The organism is Acidobacteriota bacterium (assembly GCA_039030395.1).
Classification (GTDB): domain Bacteria; phylum Acidobacteriota; class Thermoanaerobaculia; order Multivoradales; family JBCCEF01; genus JBCCEF01.
In genome coordinates, this window is record JBCCEF010000009.1 from 76,130 (window position 1) to 94,577 (window position 18,448).

10 protein-coding genes are annotated in these 18,448 nt (G+C 63.8%); 6 read left to right on the top strand and 4 right to left on the bottom strand.

Annotation, left to right across the window (positions count from 1 at the left end; genetic code table 11):
- Positions 1 to 34 precede the first annotated feature (34 nt).
- Together AAF481_10885 and AAF481_10890 are read left to right on the top strand one after the other, a co-directional pair.
- Complete coding sequence (locus AAF481_10885; protein MEM7481668.1) at positions 35 to 3,349, top strand: CHAT domain-containing tetratricopeptide repeat protein; 3,315 nt, start codon at positions 35 to 37, stop codon at positions 3,347 to 3,349.
- A 152-nt stretch (positions 3,350 to 3,501) separates the two neighbouring features.
- On the top strand, positions 3,502 to 3,627 hold the full coding sequence (locus AAF481_10890; protein MEM7481669.1) for a hypothetical protein: 126 nt from the start codon (positions 3,502 to 3,504) through the stop codon (positions 3,625 to 3,627).
- Between the two features lie 15 nt (positions 3,628 to 3,642).
- Here the strand turns inward: AAF481_10890 and AAF481_10895 are convergent, their stop codons facing one another.
- From AAF481_10895 to mprA, 3 genes are all read right to left on the bottom strand, one after another.
- A complete protein-coding gene (locus AAF481_10895) occupies positions 3,643 to 3,858 on the bottom strand; it encodes a hypothetical protein (protein MEM7481670.1) in 216 nt (71 codons plus the stop codon).
- A gap of 168 nt (positions 3,859 to 4,026) precedes the next feature.
- Entirely contained in the window at positions 4,027 to 4,926 is a 900-nt protein-coding gene (gene rrtA, locus AAF481_10900) for a rhombosortase (GenBank protein ID MEM7481671.1), read from the bottom strand.
- Positions 4,923 to 7,034, bottom strand: coding sequence for an MprA protease, GlyGly-CTERM protein-sorting domain-containing form (gene mprA / locus AAF481_10905; protein MEM7481672.1), 2,112 nt, complete (start codon positions 7,032 to 7,034; stop codon positions 4,923 to 4,925). Before mprA ends, rrtA begins: the two co-directional genes overlap by 4 nt.
- A gap of 195 nt (positions 7,035 to 7,229) precedes the next feature.
- Here mprA and AAF481_10910 point away from each other — a divergent pair, with 195 nt between their 5' ends.
- From AAF481_10910 to AAF481_10925, 4 genes are all read left to right on the top strand, one after another.
- Positions 7,230 to 8,816 carry a sigma 54-interacting transcriptional regulator gene (locus tag AAF481_10910; protein ID MEM7481673.1) on the top strand — a complete coding sequence of 529 codons (1,587 nt, stop codon included), beginning with the start codon at positions 7,230 to 7,232 and terminating at the stop codon, positions 8,814 to 8,816.
- 1,755 nt (positions 8,817 to 10,571) lie between these two features.
- Complete coding sequence (locus AAF481_10915; protein MEM7481674.1) at positions 10,572 to 12,542, top strand: hypothetical protein; 1,971 nt, start codon at positions 10,572 to 10,574, stop codon at positions 12,540 to 12,542.
- A gap of 62 nt (positions 12,543 to 12,604) precedes the next feature.
- The gene (locus AAF481_10920; GenBank protein ID MEM7481675.1) at positions 12,605 to 13,921 is read left to right on the top strand and encodes an MFS transporter; all 1,317 of its coding nucleotides are present in this window, start codon (positions 12,605 to 12,607) and stop codon (positions 13,919 to 13,921) included.
- Positions 13,921 to 15,282, top strand: coding sequence for a lysophospholipid acyltransferase family protein (locus tag AAF481_10925; GenBank protein MEM7481676.1), 1,362 nt, complete (start codon positions 13,921 to 13,923; stop codon positions 15,280 to 15,282). The genes AAF481_10920 and AAF481_10925 overlap by 1 nt, the downstream gene beginning before the upstream one ends.
- 10 nt (positions 15,283 to 15,292) lie before the next feature.
- On the opposite strand, the gene AAF481_10930 is transcribed toward AAF481_10925, so the two are convergent.
- Positions 15,293 to 18,214 carry a TonB-dependent receptor gene (locus AAF481_10930; GenBank protein MEM7481677.1) on the bottom strand — a complete coding sequence of 974 codons (2,922 nt, stop codon included), beginning with the start codon at positions 18,212 to 18,214 and terminating at the stop codon, positions 15,293 to 15,295.
- Between the last annotated feature and the right edge of the window lie 234 nt (positions 18,215 to 18,448).

Genomic DNA, 18,448 nt, shown 5'->3' on the forward strand with positions numbered 1-18,448 from the left:
CGGGTCTATTCCGATATGCTCATGGAATCCCATGATGCATCAGGTTCTGTCGACTCTCTCGCCCTTGCGCACCCGAGCCCGCTGGCTGCTCATGGTGGCTCTCCTACTCCTCCCGGCGTGCGGTGATTCGCCGCCCGAGGAAGCTCGGGAGCCCACCGACCAGGGCGCACTGAGATCCCTCGGTGAAGGAACCCTCGGTGCCCTGGAGAAACACCGGTGGAATCTCGAGATTCCGCAGGGCTACTTCATCAGGTTGGTCCTGGAGCAGCGGGATGTGGACGTGCTCGTTCGGCTGATCGACCCTGACGGCGAAACGGTAGCCGAAGGGAGCGGGCCCGGAGGCTCCTGGGTAGAAGAGCGCTTCGCGGCGATCACCTCCACAGCGGGCCGCCATCAGCTTGAGATCCACGCCCTCGAAAAGCGCACCGGCGGTTATCGGCTTCGCCTGGAAGAACAGAGGCCGAGCCAGCCGGGCGACGAGGCTCGAATACAAGCCGAAGCCCTGCTTCAAGACGGTCGCCACCTGCGCCACGTTGCCAGTCAGCGCCTGCAAGCGGTCGAGCGACTTTTCGATGCCGCCGAGCTGTGGAGTGAACTCGAAGAGCCAGATCGCGAAGCCCTCGCCCTCGACGAAGCGGCGGATCTCCTGCTGGAACTCGGCCGCCTCGAACGCGGCCTCGAGGCGGTGAACAGGGCGGCGGCTATGACCGAGATGCCGCAGATTCGCGCCAAGATTCTCGAAACGCGCGGGTGGTTGAAGGCTTCTCTCGGTAAGGAAGGAGCGGAGGCCGACCTACAGGAATCCCTGCGCATCACCGAGAGCGACCCCGCCGGCCTGCAGAGGGCGGACACCCTCGACGGGCTGACCAGCTTTCGCTTGAGCGAGCGCCTCCCTCAACAGGCCCTCGAATTCGCTCGTGAATCGTTGGAAATCCGGCAAGCACAAGGGGATCTCGCGGGCCTCGCGACCACCCTCGGCAACTTGGCGATCATCCACGATCGCCTCTCCGATGGACCGGATCTGATCCACGCCCTCCACCAGCGGTCCACCGAGTATGCCGAGCGCGCCCGACGGTGGTCTCAGGTGGTGGTGAGCTGGAACAACTGGGCTTCGTTCAATCGAAAGTACGGTCACTACGAGACCGCCCGGCTGCAGAGTGAGCGAGCCCTACGCTTTGCGGAACAGCTTGAAGAAACCCTCGCCCTCGTCGAATCCGAAGTCGGTCTGGGCCAGGTGCTGCACTCGATGCAGGACTTCGCCGGAGCGGTCGAGCATTTCGAGCGGGCACAACGGCTCGTCGTGGCACTCGATCTTCCCGCCAAAGAGGCCGATATCGCGAACCGCTTGGCCTACGCGCAGGAAGCCCTGGGAAACTTGGAACAGGCGATCGAACAGAGTGGCCGGGCAACCCAGCTCGCGCCGAGTTTCGGGTTCTACAAAGTGGCCATGGGACGTCTCCTGCGCAAAAAGGGCGACCTCGAAGGATCGTATGCGATTCTGCAGGAGTCCCTGCGGCAGGTTTCCCATTCGAGTTCACGGTGCAGCGCGCTGTTGGAACTGGGGGACACCGAGAAGGAGCGAGGCAATGCATTCCTCGCCCGAGAACACCTGTATGAAGCGCTCGAACTGGCGAAAGAAGACAACTCTCCGGGCTGGGTGGGAGCCGCCTATTCTCGCCTGGCTCGTTTCGAGGCCGGAGAAGATCGCCTCGAAACGGCACGCCAACACGCGGAGGCCGGCCTGCGCATCAACGAAGTTCTGCGCTCCAGCCTGCCGGATCCCGACCAACGGGCGATTTTTGCATCGAAGCTCGTGGAGATCAATGAAACCAATCTCCTCATTCTCGTCAAGAGCCACCGCGAGAACCCGGCAGCGGGCTTTGACCGCATGGCCCTGGAGGCGAGCGAGAAGGTTCGCTCCCGAGCGCTGATCGAACTCCTGACGGAGGCCCGGGACGACGTTCGGCAGGGCCTGTCGCAAGAACTCAAAGCCGAAGAGGACGCCATCCTCCAACAAATCTCCAAATATCAAACACGCCTCAGTCTTCTCGCGCCGGACGATGAGCGGAGGCAGCAAGTGTCGAGCGATCTCGAGGACGCCGAACGGCGATGGGAAGACCTCGAAGCAAGAATCCGCCGAAACCACGCTCCTTATGCCGATGTCGCCTACCCGGAACCCATCTCGGCCGACGAGATTCAGAGCCGGTTGGCACCGGGGTCGGCGCTGCTTGAATACTTCCTCGGCAAGAATCACTCCTATCTGTTCATCGTGCGCCCGGATGGCTTGGTCATTCAGGATCTGAACACCGCCGAAGAGATCGAGAATACGGTGATCGAGGCGCGCGGCGCACTGGAGGACCGCTTCTCGTCGCCGCGCGATCTGTTCCTCAAAACCCACCCGGCCTATGAATTACTGATCGAGCCCGCGGTACCGTTTCTGGAGGGCATCGACCACCTGATCATCGCGCCGGACCGCAAGCTGCATCTTTTGCCTTTCGAAGCCCTGTGGAATTCGGACGGGCCGCCCCCCGTCGCCGGACGGCCGGCCCGATCGAAGGACTTTCTCCTCAGCCAGTGGGCCGTCTCGTATTTGCCTTCGGCAGCCACCCTGCGCAGCCTGTCGAAAGCGGGCCGGTCAACGGCCTTCCAATTGGTGGCGTTCGCCTACTCGGGATCCAACGGCGAGCCCTCGGCAAGCTCCGATGATCGCAGCTCCCAGTTGAGCGGGCAGCTGCCTTCGTTGTCGCATGTGGCAGAGGAGGTGCGAGATCTCGCCGGCCTGTTCCCCCGCAACCGGGTATCCGTCATCGAGACGGCGACGGAAGATCGCATCAAGGAGTTGGCCGGGCGCGGTGGCCTACTCCACTTCGCCGCCCACGGCGAGATCGACGAAGAGGTTCCGATGCGGTCCGCCTTGGTGTTCGCCCGCTCACCGACCGATGACGGACGCCTTCAAGTACCGGAAATCTTCAATCTCAAGCTCAACGCCGATCTGGCGGTCCTTTCGGCCTGTGAAACGGGCCTGGGCAAAGAGGTCCGAGGAGAAGGATTGATCGGGCTGTCCCGTGCTTTCTTCTCCGCCGGGGTTCGCAGCTTGATGGTGAGTCTTTGGTCCGTTGATGATCGCTCAACGCGCGATCTGATGCAAAGCTTTTACCGCGGACTGCGCGATGGGCAAAACAGTGTCGATGCCTCGCAACAAGCGAAGATCTCCATGATCGAACAGCGAGAGGGTGAGTACTCTCATCCTTATTTTTGGGCACCCTTCGTCCTCGTCGGCCCGGCCATCTCCCTTGCAGCACCGGACCCCGCGACCATCGACCACGACATCGCCACCAAAGTGCCGTGACGAAGTTTGCAAGCAATCGGTGTAACGACCTTTCGGAGTGGAGCGCCTGATGTTGTAAGTCACAAGATTGATCCGCCATCGATGAGTGCCCTCGGCGCCATCGAAATCTATGTTCTTACGCTCTCAACGACGATAGAGAGCAAGGAGGGAAGATGCCACAACAGACTGAAACCGACCAGGACACCGCTCGCGGGCACGTCGACATCGGCCATCCAGACCCGCCACCCACCATGCAGCAGCCTTCGGACGAACCCAACCCGCCGAAAGACGATGCCTGAGTCGCCTGGCAACGATCAGTTGAACGCTCGCGGCGCCAAGAATCCTGGCCAGCCGGAGCCGCCGCCGAGTGCCTCCGGGGAGGCCGGGAGCACTCTGCCGCCGAGGGCCCACAGCGCCAAAGATCCTGGGCAGCCGGAGCCACCTCCGACGGCCAATCCAGACGACACAAACCACGCCATCACGCCCATCGACACCGGTCCGCCGGAGCCCCCGCCGACGATTGTCGTCACAGCGGCGGCAGCCGCCTTCTTGGCCGGCGCACATGCGATGCAGGCGTACCTGACCGACTGCTTCAACATGTTCGCCGTCGGCCTGACGGCGATCGAAATTGCTGCCGCGGTTCTTCTCATCCAGTGGTTGATCGATACCGTGTACGCTCGCGGCCACGTTGACCAGGGTCAACCCGAACCGCCGCCGCTGTCCACCGTGCCACCCAAGATCGCGGCGGCATTGCTGGCCCTGGCCTCGGTCATCGGTATTGTCCTCGGCCTGATGGGCCAGTGTCTGTCAGGACTGCACATCGTCCTCGGTATCGCAGACGGCGTCCTGGCCATTTGGTTAATGACACTGGTCAGCCAAGTGCAGAGCGCTGGAACCGACGCCAAGTAGCGGCGCAAGGTCGTCGTCGGCAACCCACGGGGCCTGCGGAGCGAAACGCTCGGCAGGCCCTTTCTTGTTTCGGCCGCTCGCTGGGCGAGTCCTGGGCCGCGCTTCGCCGGCAGGATGCCGAATACGAATCCCACCCCAGCGCCCACTAGGTGGGCCAGTGTCACCGTCACGAAGCCCCCGCCTTCGGCTTGGACGAAGAGGGCGCCACCGGTCGACACCTCCCAGCCCACCTTGGCGAGGAACAGGGCCAGGGCGAATCCGCCCACGACCGCCGACAAACGTCCCCGCCGCAGAAGGCCCGCCGCCACCAAGGTGAAGAGCGCCGCGTCGAGGCCCGAGAGGCCCCGATAGAGGCGAATTTCCGGTGCCAGCCACCAGATCGCTCCACCGATCACCGGTGCCGCCACCGCCAGCATGCGGAAGGCGCGGCGGGGCGCCAGACGCACCGCTAGCAGTGAGAGCAGCCCGAAAGCCACCACGTCCCACAGCAGGTGATCCCAGGACCAGTGCGCAAAGTGGCCGGTCACCAGGCGCCAAAACTCCCCGCCGGCGATGCGCTCGCGGTCGAACTGCATCAGCGAATGCCAGGCCGGCACCGCATGCACCGCTACGGCGGTGCCGGCAAGGGTGAGAAGAGAAGCGAGGACCCAGCGTCCTCGCCTCTCCGTAGCGGCCTCTCGCAGCTTCACCGCGGCCCCCGGGAGGGGCGGCGGCGCAGGGTCCAGCCGGCGGCGCCGGTGATCAGGACCAAGAGCATCACCGTCCAGGGATCGAGCGCCCCGCCGCCGAGATCGAGATCCCAGCCATTGGAATCGGACGAACTCGACGTTGTCGGAGGCGGATTGGCGGGCGTCGAGTTCCGGAAGGCGCGCTGAGGGGAAGCGGGTCGCGCCTGAGCGATCTTCTGCTTCGCCTCCGGATCGACCGGTCCCAGGCCAGCGGCGGTGTCGCGGCGCAGGGCTTCCAGCTCGTCGCGCAGTTCCTGCTGACGCCGGCGGTCGCGCTCGATCCGCTGGGCGTTCCGCCGCTCGAGGCTCCAGCGGCGGTACTCGGCGTCGTTTTCCAGCACCAGGAAGGAGGTGTACTCGGTGGCGATCGAATACGCCTCGCCGAGGCGAACGATCTCGTCGATCACCTCCTTGCGGCTGCCCCGCCGGTCCGCCTGCCGCTGCAGAGAGCGCACCCGATGCCAGGCCCACATGCGCTCGATCTCCGGCCGGCCGCCGGGGTCCGCGGGCAGCTCTATGGTCAACTCCTTGTCGAGCATCTCGCCGCCGACGGCGCCGGTCAGCCGCAGGGTTACCGGTCCGGCGTCGCGGTAGCGGCCGTAGATCCGCAGCGGGCTGCCCCAGTACAGACTCGGCAGCTTGGCCGGCTCGACGTCGTAGACGTCGCCGCCGTCAAAGGTCAGTTCCAGCTCCGTCGCCGCCGGCCGCATCAATTTCTGGCGAAAGGCCCGCGCCTGGCGGTCGAAGTCCGCGCCGCGAGAAATGAAGGCCGCCAGGCCGCCGGCGTCCTCGGCGAGTTGCTCCAGCAGCGGCCGATCCACCTCGTTGCCAACGCCGATCGAGAACACCCGCGTGCCGGCCGGCCGGCGATCGATCAGGGCCAGCAGCTCCGCCCGCTCGGACTGCTCGGTCATGCCATCGGACAGGACGACGACGTTGAGCGGCCGATCCGGGGACTTGTAGCGGTAGGCCGCCTCCATCGCCGGCCGCAGGATGGTGCCACCGCGCGCCCGTTGCTCGTCGAAGAACTCCGCCGCCCGGCGCAGGGCCCCTTCGTCCGTCTCGCTCAAGCGCTGGAAAAGCGGCGTGGGGGCGATGTTGAAGGTCATCACCTCGAAGCGGTCGTCTTCGCCCAGGGCGCCGATGAAGGCGCTCAGGGAATCGCGGGAAAGGGCGAGCTTGCCGGACTCCCCCATGCTGCCGGAGACATCCAGCAAGAACACGTAGTCCATGCCGCCGAGCTCGTCGGCCAATTCCTCTCCGGCGGTCAAGCTGAGCTGGAAGTAGCCGTCCTCACCGTCCGGCCGGGAAGTCACCAGGTCGAATCCGGTGCGCGGACGCTCCGCCTCGAAGGCGATCACCACGTCCCGCGATAGGTCGCCGCCGCTCGCTTCCAGGCTCGCCTGCACGTAGCTGTTGGTGTGCCGCGCCACCACCAGGTCATCGCCGTGGCTGGGACTCTCCACCTGGACGATGGGAATCTCCGAGCGAGCATCGAAGTCGAGGGCGAAGCGGCCGCGCACCCGCGCGTCCACCCCCGGCCGCGACACCGTCGCCAGCGGATACACCCAGGTGGACCAGCCGGCATCCGTCGATAGCTCCTGGTAGTAGGTCACCATCACCCGCTGCTCGGCGCCGGCGGCAATCGGAAAGATCCGCATCTCGAAGGTCTTGTAGTCCACCTGTTCGAGCAATCCCGGGTCGCGCTGCACCCGCTTGTAGCTGTTGTAGATCTCCCGGGCGCGCTCCTTTTCGAGCACCTCGCCCACCATCTCCTTGCCCTCGATCCACATGCTGAAACCGGAGACCGAAGCCCCCTTGGGCACCGGAAAGGTGTAGAGGGCTTCGACCACCCGATTCTCGGTATTGCGGAACACCTGGGTGACCTCGGTGACGGCGATGCCGTTGTCCACCGTCACCCGCACATCGTGTTCTTCGATTTCGAGCACCCCACCGAAACCCCCGTCAGCAACGAGCAAACCCGCACCCCAAGCCGGCGAAGCGGAAAGTAGAAGGACGGCGGCGACCGTCCACCAGAAAGCCGTGACTCGATTCTTGTAGAAGCTCATGAGTAACCTCCTCAGGTGTGCCATCAGCTCGATGCCGAGGCAGGCGATCCCATGAGCGACACCTATGCCATCCGGCATCGATGCTGGTAAGTCACTACATTAAAGGCACTTATCGATCGATCCCTCGAGAGCGGTAGATTTGCTTGGGGATTGAATTTTGACATCTGATGAACAGACAACGTACATTTATTGACCATGACATTCTTGAATCGAAGAGAGAAAGCCACCGTCGAAGCGATCGCCGACCTGGTGTGGTGCAACCCCTTCCTGCACGAGCGACTGGAAGCGGAGCGTCGCGCCCTGGGGCCCGCCTATGGCGAACCGGACCGCGCCGCCGTCTGGCACGCCGGTCCCGGTGACGAGCCGGAGCAACCGAATTTGGTGGCCCTCGCCGAACGCACCGAGGAGCTGGTCGAAACCCTGCGCGGACGGCTGGTCGGTGGCGCCAAACCGACCGAGGACGAGCGGATCCTCTACGGCGACCTGGTGGTCTACCGCCAGTACTACCGGCACGAAGACGCCTTTCTACAGTTGATTCTGCGCTCCGAATCGGCCTCCGGCGGCTCCTCTGGCCATCGCCGGAGTCCGAGCGCCAAACGCTTCGAAGCGCCCTTCTACGACACGTTTCGCGACGAGCTGGAGCGCTGCCTGGAGCCGGCCGGCATTCCCCCGACGGGCCGTTTCGCCCCGCCCCACCTCTTCGCCTGTTTCTTCCAGGTGCGCCGCGCCTTCCACTACACCTATCGCCATATTCTCGGCCGTTCCCTGCCCGCCGCCGTCCTGCGAGCGCGGGTGTGGGAATCGATCTTCACCCACGACATGCGGCGTTTCCAGCGCTCCCTCTTTCGGCGGCTGGGAGACATCACCACCCTGGTCACCGGACCCTCCGGTACCGGCAAAGAGCTGGTCGCCCGCGCCATCGGGCTGGGGCGCTATGTGCCGTTCAATCCCTCAACCGGCGCCTTCGAGGGCGACTACCAGGAGTCCTTCTTTCCGCTCAACCTCTCGGCCCTGTCCCCTACCCTGATCGAGTCGGAACTGTTCGGCCACAAGCGCGGCACCTTCACCGGCGCCATCGCGGACCGTACCGGCTGGCTGGAGATCTGCCCGGCCCTCGGCACGGTCTTCCTGGACGAGATCGGCGAAGTCGACCTCGCCATCCAGGTGAAACTGCTGCGAGTGCTCGAATCGCGCACCTTCCAGCGCCTCGGCGAAACCGGCGGCGATCAGGGCTCACGCCGGTTCCAGGGCAAAGCCATCGCCGCCACCAACCGCGACCTGGCGGAAGAGATGCGCCACGGCCGCTTCCGGGCGGACCTCTACTACCGGCTGTGCTCCGACACCATCGAGACCCCCTCCCTGGCCGCCCGCCTGGCAGACGATCCGGAAGAGATCGGAGACCTCCTCACCACCCTCGCCCGGCGGCTGGTGGACAACACCGAAGCCGACAACATCGCCGCCGAGGCGCGCGATTGGATCGAACAGAACCTCGGATCCTCCTACCCGTGGCCGGGCAACGTGCGGGAACTCAGCCAATGCCTGCGCAACGTCATGATCCGCCGCGACTACCGCCCGGCAACGGAAGGGTCCCCACCAGACCCCACACAGGCCCTCGCCCAGGCCGTCATTCAAGGTACCCTCACCGCCGACGAACTCCTCAACCGCTACTGCACCCTGGTCTACCGTCAGGCCGGCACCTACCAAGAGGCGGCGCGGAGGTTGGCGCTGGATCGGAGAACGGTGAAGAGTCGGGTGGATCGAGACCGTTCAATCGGCGAGTGAACGGCAGGAGCCGCAACCTCCGTCCGCAAGCGGCCGATCTCGCTGCACTTGACAGGCTCCCGCTGCGACAACTACTGTTATTGAAATAGTAAAGAGAATGTTATGAGAATAAATATCTTCTTTTTTATCTGCTCACTATCGATGACTCTTGGGCTCGTGATCGCTCATCCGGCAAGTGCTGGATGCGAGGATTGCCAACTCTGTTGCACGTTTTTCAATCCTTGTGTGGCCAACTGCTACCCACACGAAGGTACCTTTATCAATCCTCGTCACTGTATAACCCCTGTCACCAACGTCAGCGACTGTCGTGCCATTTCGAGACCGGGAAATGACCAGTGCAAGGGGGACCAAGAATGTGAAGGCGGGGAAGACGAGCTCGACCAGCCGGGGCTCTGGAGCGGCGGGACCGAAGAGCCGAAGGACCCAATGGCTGGACAAGCAGGCTGGTTCTCTCCCGCCCCTCAAGCTTCATAGCCAACCGTGACCACCTCCGGTCTGCCTGCGCAGTTAGCGAGGACCTTCGGGAGGGTCTTCCTGGCGGGGCTGCTTATTGCTTGGATGTGTGAGACGCCTGCTGTCGCAGCACCAGGCTCCAGGATCCTAGTCTCCGTCGTCGAAAGGGCAAGTAGTGAGAAAGTCGAATCGGAACGTTATGTGGGGCTCGTGGCTGAGGACCGCCCATGGAGGGAGCCAAACTGGGAAGCTCTCGTCTCCGCTTCAGCCGAGCCCATTTCGACACCTCCAATCCCCAGCGGTCGATATCGCTTAGTTTGTGCCGCCAAAGAGTTTGGACTGGCTTTTACAAACACATTCGAATTCACGGGAACGAATCATCTCGGGGTTCGATGTAGGGTCCCCAGGCTCGGCGAGGTCCAAGGGCGGCTTGTCACCAAATCGCAGAATTTCGGCGTAGTCGATGCGATGATCGGTCCTCTCGAGTACTTTCTTCCTGATTCTCCTTGGCGCTTGAGCCCTCTTGGCATGAAGTTCGTCGAGCCCCTACTCGTCGGTCGAAGCGACGAGACTGGATTCTTTCGAATCCGTGGAGAAGCTGGAGCAGGAGCCAGATATTGGGTTCAAGCCTCCCTTCATGCCTCGAAAGACCTGGGAAGAATCGAGTTTCGAGACCAGGATCGAGATCTCGGAGAGTTGGCCTTGGGCACAGGCGGCGATCTGAACATCGATCTTCCCGAGAAGCGACCTACCCTGCCCAATCCTTGGTTGGCCCTGAGACCCGCAGTCGGCGATGGTTCCGATGGCCCAGACATCTCATCAGAACACGCGAATCTCATCTACCGCACTTCACTACGAGCCATCGGAACTCGTTCAAGTGAGAGTTTCAAGGGGCTTCCGCCCGGGCGATATGAAGTTCTTTTGAAACACTCCATGGAAAGTTCGGTAGCCGAAGGACCTTGGTCCCTGGGGGTAGCCGAGATTAGATCTGGCCAGACCGTCACCAAGAGTGTGTCGTGGCCAGGGAAGCTTTCGTCGAGTGGTCCAAGCCGCTCGGAGCAAAGGATCGAGATCCTGATTCCCAACGCCAAGTCCGAGGACATCGGCTCTCTCCGAGCAGTGCAGTGGGCAGAGTTTCCACATGAGCGGGACGTCGCCATCGAAGAGCAAGGGTCCGAAAGAATCACACTCAGCGTAGTAGCTCACTGCAACGACGAGCCGACCGGGCTCCAGGTCACGACACCACGGAGCAGCTCTCCCCTCCTGGAGATCGATCGCTCTCGATGCGACGGATCATCGGTCGTGGAAACGGCCCTGTTCCCGCTGGCGTACCTGACCGGCAGCCTTGAACTCCCTCGCGGCGTCGCCAAGCCGACGAGCGCCGTAGTCGAAGCTCGCCAATGCGACAGCGGCACCTTGATCGGCGTTTTCCCCTTCACCATAGACCGCGAATTGACCTGGCGTGCGGCGGTTCCCGCCGGTTGCGCCGAATTCTCCATCCTGGATCCCGACTTCGCCCCGGTTACGCTCGGCTCGCTGAGCCTTCCACGCGACGCGACTCACGACGTCGGCCGCCATCGGTGGACTCCCGGTGGATCCTTGCTGATTCGCGTTACTTCCACCGATTCGGGACGTGCGGTCGAGAACGCCGAGGTCCTTCTCCTGTCTGATAGCGAGGTCAATCGAGCCGTGGAGTTGGCGGCTTCGGGCAAGAGATTGGAAGGAGAAGTTCTTACTCAACGAACCGATGCACAAGGCTGGACCCGGTTCCGAGGGCTGCCTGCCGACCCCCTCAGCGCTCTCGCCATCTCTCCGGAAGGAGCCTTCGTTCTCTCCAATCCGATGGTGGCGACATCGGGCACCGAAACGTTGCTGGAACTCGAGATCGAGCCACCAGGAGAGGTCACGGTGGCCGTCACAACCGCCGCCTTCGAGATCCCGGAGGGTGTGATTCTGGAGGTTCTTGCCAGCGGATCTTCATCCTGCGAGTGGCTCTCCGAGATTCTGCTGGTGAGAGCTCTCTCTTCCGATGGCACCGCGACTTTCTCTGGGCTCCACCCTGGAACCTGGCTGTTCTGGCTCAATCTCGATGGTCCCGGAGGGGACTTCACCCTAGCGGAAGAGCACGTCGAGGTGTTGCCAGGTCAATCGACTCTGGTCCCATTGCAAGCGCAAGGCAACGTCTATTCTGGCGAGATCACATGGCTAGACGAGCCGGTTTCGGCGAAGTTCCAACTGCTGAGTCATGAAGCAGAGACCCAGGGCGACAAGCTCGCCACCTCAAAGTCCGGGGACGACGGCGCATTTCAACTCGTCCTGCGAGAAGCCGGAACCTACGATGTGGATGTTTGGATCGAGAAGGAAGGCGTCTCTCGGGTACCGGAAGTAGAATTCACAGATCCGCAGGACTGGGTCGAGATCGAACTTCCGGGTGGAGCAATCGAAGGGACGGTCGAGGACTCGGAAGGAAAACCGATTCCACAGGCGACGATCTACGTTCGACCTGGCGACGCTTCCTATCGAAGTCCGTTCGGTCGCGCTCAGAAGGCAGACGAGTTGGGCCGCTTCCGGGCGGAACGCCTGGCAGAGGGCGAGTGGCAGATCAAGGCAATAGCCGAAGCGGGCGAAAGCGACCGACAGGATATTGACCTGGCTGCCGAACAGATTGTCTCTGGCGTAGTTTTGACCATTCGCGAAGGAAGTCAACTCCGCGGACAAATGGCCGTGGGCGGTCAGGGCATCGCCAACATTCCTATTCTCGTGAGCTGCTCGTGGACCGGCATTCATGATCTCTGCGGAGGCTTTGTGACCACGGAATCGCAAGGAGCGTTCTCCATCGATCTGGGAAGGGTGCCGGACGGCGCCTTCGTCAACCTCTTGGTGCGAGCCGCAGGATATCCAACAACGGCATTCCGACGCAGCGTCGACGACAGCGATGTTGTCTTGGAGCTTCCAACCCAAGGAGGACGGCTCTCCCTGGTTCCTGTCACCCGAGAGTGGCGTCCCCAGGAGGGCCGACTCCTTCTCATTCGGCACGAGCGAGGAGGGATCGTTCTGGGAAGTTCTGCCCGACTCCAGGAAGCCGTCCCCGGAAGCGGCTCAGGCTCGATGGTCTTTCCAAATCTGGCACCCGGTTCTTGGACCGTTTTCAGGGCCGCGAACGAGGCGGAATTCGAATACCTATTCCGCACCGGTGCCGCCGGAGCCGCGCCGTTGGCAACCGTTGCCGTCGCGCCGGGCTCCAGCCAGGATCTTTTGCTCAGCCCGCCTTGAATATCTCATCCGGATCCTGACTCCAGCGCCGCGCCCGAAAACCTGCCACAATCCCCGGCATCATGATCCCTGATGCGAAGGTACCGACTGCGGTCCCGGTGCGCCGGCGCGAGATCGTCGGCTGGGCGATGTTCGATTTCGCCAACTCGTCCTACACGACGCTGATCGTGACGGTGGCGTTCAGTGTGTACTTCACCAAACTGGTCGCTCCCGGGGCGAGCGCCGACTTTCTGTGGAGCGTGGGGATCGTGGTGAGCAATCTGTTCGTGATGCTCACCTCGCCCATCGTCGGCGCCGTGGCGGACGACTCCGGTCGCAAGAAGGTATTTCTCGCCGGCACCTGGCTGCTGTGCGTGGCCGGCACGGCGCTGTTGTGGTTCGTGTTGCCCGGCCAGGTGTATCTGGCGCTGACTCTGTTCGTGGTGTCGAATATCGCCTTCGCGATGGGCGAAAACCTGGCCGGCGCGTTTCTGCCGGAGATCTCGACTCCCGCCAACATCGGGCGAATCTCGGGATTCGGCTGGGGCCTGGGCTATTTCGGCGGTCTCCTCTGCCTGCTCGCCTGCTGGCCGTTTCTGTCCGGCGGCTTCACCCTGGAGAATGTACCGGCGCTGCGCACCGCCTGGCTGGTGACGGCGGCGTTCTTCTTGATCAGTGGCCTGCCGACCTTTCTCTTCCTTCGCGAGCGGGCGCCGCGGGCGCCGCAATGGTCCTTGGCGGCATCGGCGCGGGCCGGCTTCGGCCACCTGCGGGAAACGACCCGCTCGCTCCGGCACTTTTCCGAGCTGGTGCGCTTTCTGATCGTCTTCTTCGTCTTCTCCTGCGGCCTGATGACGGTGATCGCCTTCGCCTCGATTTTTGCCGAGCGCACCTTCGGCTTCACCTCCGGGGAGCTGATCGTGATGTTCATGGTGCTCCAGATCTGCTCCGCCGGCGGCGCCTTTCTGTTCGGCTCGATCCAGGATCGGCTGGGCGCGCGGCGCACCATCCAGATCACTCTGGTTCTGTGGATCCTGATCTCGGCAGCCGCCTTTCTCGCTCAGTCGAAGGCGGTGTTCTGGGGTGTCGCGATCGCCTCGGGGCTGGGCATCGGCTCACTGCAGTCCGCTTCCCGGGCGATGGTGGGACTCTTCGCACCGGTTGCCAAGAGCGGCGAGTTCTTTGCCCTGTGGGGCCTGGCGGGCAAGGGCGCCTACCTGCTCGGACCGCTGGTGTTCGGGTCGCTCTCCTCCCTCACCGGTTCCCAGCGCATCGCCATCTTGGTCAACGGCGCCTTCTTTCTGATCGGCTTGATCGGCATGCAGACGATTCACGAGGATCGCGGCCACCAGGCGGCGGAAGCCTGGGATCGACGATCTGATGGTGCCGTCGCCCCCTGATGTCCACCACCCTCGAGGTGCTGCGTTGGCTCGATCGCTGGATTCTGAGCCTCTTCTTCCGCCGCTTCACGGTGGACGGCGGCGACCGGGTGCAGCCGAACCGCCCGCAGGTGTTGGTGGCGAACCACTTCTCCGCCCTGGTGGATGCGATGCTGCTGTTCGCCGCGTTCCCGGCGATTCCGCGATTTCTCGCCAAGAGCACCCTGTGGCGTAATCCGCTGCTGCGGCCGCTGCTGCAAGGGGCACGGGTGATTCCCGTCTATCGGCGCCAGGACGAAGGGGTGGACACCTCGAAGAACGCCCAGACCTTCAGCCGCTGCCACGAGGTACTGCGGGACGGCGGCACCATCGCATTGTTTCCGGAGGGAACGAGCCACAGCGAGCCAGGCCTTCTGCCCTTGAAGACCGGCGCTGCGCGCATCGTCCTGGAAGCCGAAGAGCGCTTCGGCCCGCTCGGATTGCAGGTGATCCCCGTCGGCTTGATCTTCGACGACAAGGGAAAGTTTCGCTCGCGGGTGCTGGTGCGGGTAGGCGAGGCGATCAATCCGCAGGCGGTAGCCCGCGGTCACGACGATCCCAAGGCCGCCGTGCGCGCCCTGACGAACGAGATCCGAGACCGCCTGGAGGAGGTGACTCCCAACTTCGAGAGCTGGGACCAGGCCCACCGCATCGCCCGCGCCGTGGAGATCTTCCAGCGCAGCGATCCCGACCTGCCGAATCGACCGGAGCTGCACCACACCTTCGACGCCCATCGCGCCTTCCTCGCCGGCTACCGGCGGCTGGCCGAGCACTATCCGGAGCGCGTGGCCGCCGTCGAGGAAGCGGTAGTCGGGTATCAGGACCTGCTGGACGCCGCCGCCCTGCGCGACCGCCAGGTGGCGGCACGCTACGCCCTCCCTTCGTTGACCCGGCACCTGCTGGCGCGGCTGCTCAGGATGGCGATCCGCCTACCCGTCGCCCTGATCGGCAGCGTGCTCAACGCTCTGCCCTACGCCGCCGTGTCGCTCCTCGCCCGGTTCTTCCGCAAGCCGGACCAGCAAGCAACCTATAAGATCTTTCCCGCGATGCTAATCTACCCGTTCTGCTGGCTGGCGCAGGCCTTCGCCGTCGGGCACGATCTCGGTTTCGGGTTAGGCCTGTGGCCAGGGCTGGCGACGCTGGCCCTCGCGCCGCTCACGGGACCGACGGCGCTGCGTTTCCACGACGACCGCCGGCAGCTTCTGGCGGAAGCCAAGGCCTACGTGAAGTTGGGAACCCGGCGCGAGCTGGCCGCCGAACTGCGCAAGCGCCGCGCCAAGGTCCGCCAGCAGGTGGCCGGAGCGGTCGAACTCTACCGAGCGTTCTCCGAGGTCGAAGCCTAAGCACTCCCAGTCAGAATTCAAGGCGCACGCCGAACTGGAACGAGCGAGCGCGACGGGCGACATTGGGCACCAGGAAGGTCGACGTGCCAGCCCGCGTGCCCCCCGCGCTGGTGAAGTTCACCCGGTCGGTGACGTTGAAGATGTCCGCCAGCAGGCTCGCCTCGAGCCACTGGGTGATCGGTAGCTGGTAGCGGAAGCTCAAGTCGAGCTGCAGGAAGCTCGGATTCTCGGCGCCGGAAAGACCGCCGTCGAAGTCCACTCCCTGTTGAGCGCGCCCGAGATCCGCATCGGAATCGTAGGTGCCTCCGGGAGCCGGTGCGCGGTTGCCGTTGTCGAGGCGGGCCGAGTTGTCGAGGATGGTGAAGCGGTCACCGGAGAGGTAGCGCGCCACCCCCGACACCACCAGCCCATCGCTACCGCGCCAGCCGGTCTTCGGTACCCGATACTGGCCCGAGGCCACCAGATTCCAGTCGCGATCGAAGAACGCCGGCTGATCGTTGCGCGGATCCCCCAGATTGAGGGCCAGAGGTTCGCCGATGATCTCGCCGGTGTCGAAGTTGAAGCCCGTCTCGGTGCGCGTCTGGAAGTAGGCGAGGTCACCGGGATCGCCGTCGTAGTTGCCATCCGCCTCGGAATAGGTGGCTGAGAAGCGTCCGCCCCAGCGGCCGTCGAAGCGCTTCTGGATAGAGCCCTGGAGAGCGGTGTACTCGCGTTCCCCGGCGTTGAACAGGGTGGTGGTGTTGTCGAGTTCCACCGGCTGACCCGCCAGGATGCTGAGATTCGGTCGTCCTCCCTCGGAGGAGGAGAAGGGGTTGAGGCTGCCCCGCACCAGAGCGTCCTTGTTCTCGGCCCGCACCACGTCCACCGTCACCGCCACACCGGCGACCAGTTCGTGCTGGAATCCGAGGGAGATGGTGTCCGCGTAGGGCTGGCTGCGGTCGCGGTTGTCCACCGTCGGCGAGCGGTTCACCCGCACCCCGGCACCGCCCTCGATGAAGGCGATCAGAAAGTCCCGCAGGCCGTCGAGGGTGGTGATGCCGTTTTGCTGGGCGATGTCGACGAAGAACTGCTGGTCGGCACCGGCGGAGGGCAAGGCCTGGAGGAAACCGCTCGACAGGCTGACCGCGTCCAGGAAGAAGTCGTCATAGAGAAACAGCGGCAGGCGATCGTAGAAGCGACCGATTCCGCCCCGCACCACCGTGCGGCCGCTGTCGGAGGGGGTCCAGGCGAAGCCTAGCCGGGGGGCGAGGTCCCCACTGTCGGTAGCGCTCTCTTCGTCCCAGCGCAGCCCCAGGTTCAGCACCAAGTTCGGGCCGATTCGCCAGTCGTCCTGTACGAACAGACCGAGGACGTCGTTGGTCGGGATCTCACCGGTCTGCGGCCCACCCACCCGGACGGTGAAGGCGATCGGGTAGGTCGCGGGGTCGTTCGGGTCGAAGGGGGTATCCACATCGAAGTCGAACTCCCCCTGGGCCAGGCCGGAATTGGCGAAGATCTCCTCGCGCTCGGAATACTGCACGCCGGCCTTCAAATCGTGCTCACCGTGCCAATCCGGAAGCCACAGGGAGAGGGTATCGTCGAACTGAGTGGAGCGGTTCACCCGCGCTTGGGCGACACCGCTCGACCCCAGGTTGATCCCCGGCCGGTCTTCGCGCACCGGCTGGTTGCGCTGCGCCTCAAAGCTCTGGCCGTTGTTGTTGAAGGCCGGGTTGGCGAAGGCCACATCCTCCTTGGTGAAGGACACCCGGACCGAGTTGAAGGCCGAAGAACCGAGCACCGAGTCGAGAGATGCGATCCAGTTGGAGTCCGTATCGTCTTCTTCGCGGGAGGTCTCCAGAGTTTCCTGACCACCGATGATCTGGTTGAACTGCGGCGATTCCTCGCGCAGCCAGCGGGCGGCGAAGTGGTGGGAGCCGGTCACCTGGTAGTCAACCTTCAGCAACACGCTTTCGATAGCATTGTCCTCGCGGGTGGAGAAGTTCTTCTCCGGCCGCGACACGAAAGACCGTACGATCCCCTCCTCATCGGAAATATCCTCGTAGTTGACGAAGAAGTGGGCCCGGTCCCGGACGATCGGTCCCCCCAGGGCGAGGCCCAGGTTGCGGTACTCGGTGTCCGGCTTTTCGAGGTTGTTGACCTCCGTAAAGAAGTTCTCTTCGTTGTAGGAGGCGTCTTGCAGGTAGCCGAAAAGGGCGCCTTCCCAGCGATTCGATCCGCTCTTGGTGACCGCGTTCAAGACCCCGCCAAGGGCGCGCCCGAACTCGGCGTCGAACTGCGAGGTGAGCACCTGGAATTCCTGGATTGCTTCGATCGGGGTGCGCGTCTGGGCGCCGGCGATGGCCCCGATCACGTCATCGTCGTTGTTCGCCCCGTCGACGTTGAACGAATTGTTGAAGTCGGACTGACCGTTGACGAAAAGCGAGTCCGAGGAGGTCGACTCGGTATCCGGTGAGGGCGTCACCCCGGGGAGCAGCCCGGCGAACAGCAGGGCGCTGCGGTTCGGGGTGGGCAGGATGTCGAACTCCTCCGCCGTCAGGGTACCGCCGACCTCCTTCGAGGCCACCTCGATGAGCGGCGCCGCGCCGGTGACCGTCAGGGTCTCCTCCACCGCCGCCAGCTCGAGGGAAGTATCGAGCCGCGCCTCCTGCCCCACCAGCAAGCGCAAACCCTCCTTCTCGATCGATCGGAAGCCGTCGAGATCGAACCGCACCCGGTAAGTACCCGGCCGCAAGCCGTGCAGGGTGTAGGTACCGCGGTCGGTGGTTTCGGTGGTGCGCGAGGCCCCGAGATCGACATCCGTTGCCGTCACCACCACCCCTGGCAACGACTGGCCTTGTTCATCGCTCACCGTGCCGGCGAGGCTGGAGCGAGCGAACTGACCGCTGGCGGGAAGGGCGAACAGCAGCAGCGAAGCGAGAAGGAATCTGAGCACGGCAGCCTCCTTTCCGAATAGGGGCAAAGAGCGCAGGCGTCGCTCGGCCGCGGAAGGACGAGGTCGCCAAGGCGGAGGAACCTAGTGGTTTCAGTACATCTGGTCGAGACACTCTCTTTTTAATGAATATGTTATTATTCGAAAAATTCTATCATACGATCCTGGTTGAGCTAGGAGCCAACCGGCATGCAGGGCTCTCCCGCTCCCTCTAGCGCTCGAACTATCCGACCGAGG

Bases quoted from the DNA above. Each gene is read 5' to 3' on its own strand.
- AAF481_10885 (MEM7481668.1), top strand. From the start codon at position 35: ATGCATCAGGTTCTGTCGACTCTCTCGCCCTTGCGCACCCGAGCCCGC.
- AAF481_10890 (MEM7481669.1), top strand. From the start codon at position 3,502: ATGCCACAACAGACTGAAACCGACCAGGACACCGCTCGCGGGCACGTC.
- mprA (MEM7481672.1), bottom strand. From the start codon at position 7,034: ATGAGCTTCTACAAGAATCGAGTCACGGCTTTCTGGTGGACGGTCGCC.
- AAF481_10910 (MEM7481673.1), top strand. From the start codon at position 7,230: ATGACATTCTTGAATCGAAGAGAGAAAGCCACCGTCGAAGCGATCGCC.
- AAF481_10920 (MEM7481675.1), top strand. From the start codon at position 12,605: ATGATCCCTGATGCGAAGGTACCGACTGCGGTCCCGGTGCGCCGGCGC.
- AAF481_10925 (MEM7481676.1), top strand. From the start codon at position 13,921: ATGTCCACCACCCTCGAGGTGCTGCGTTGGCTCGATCGCTGGATTCTG.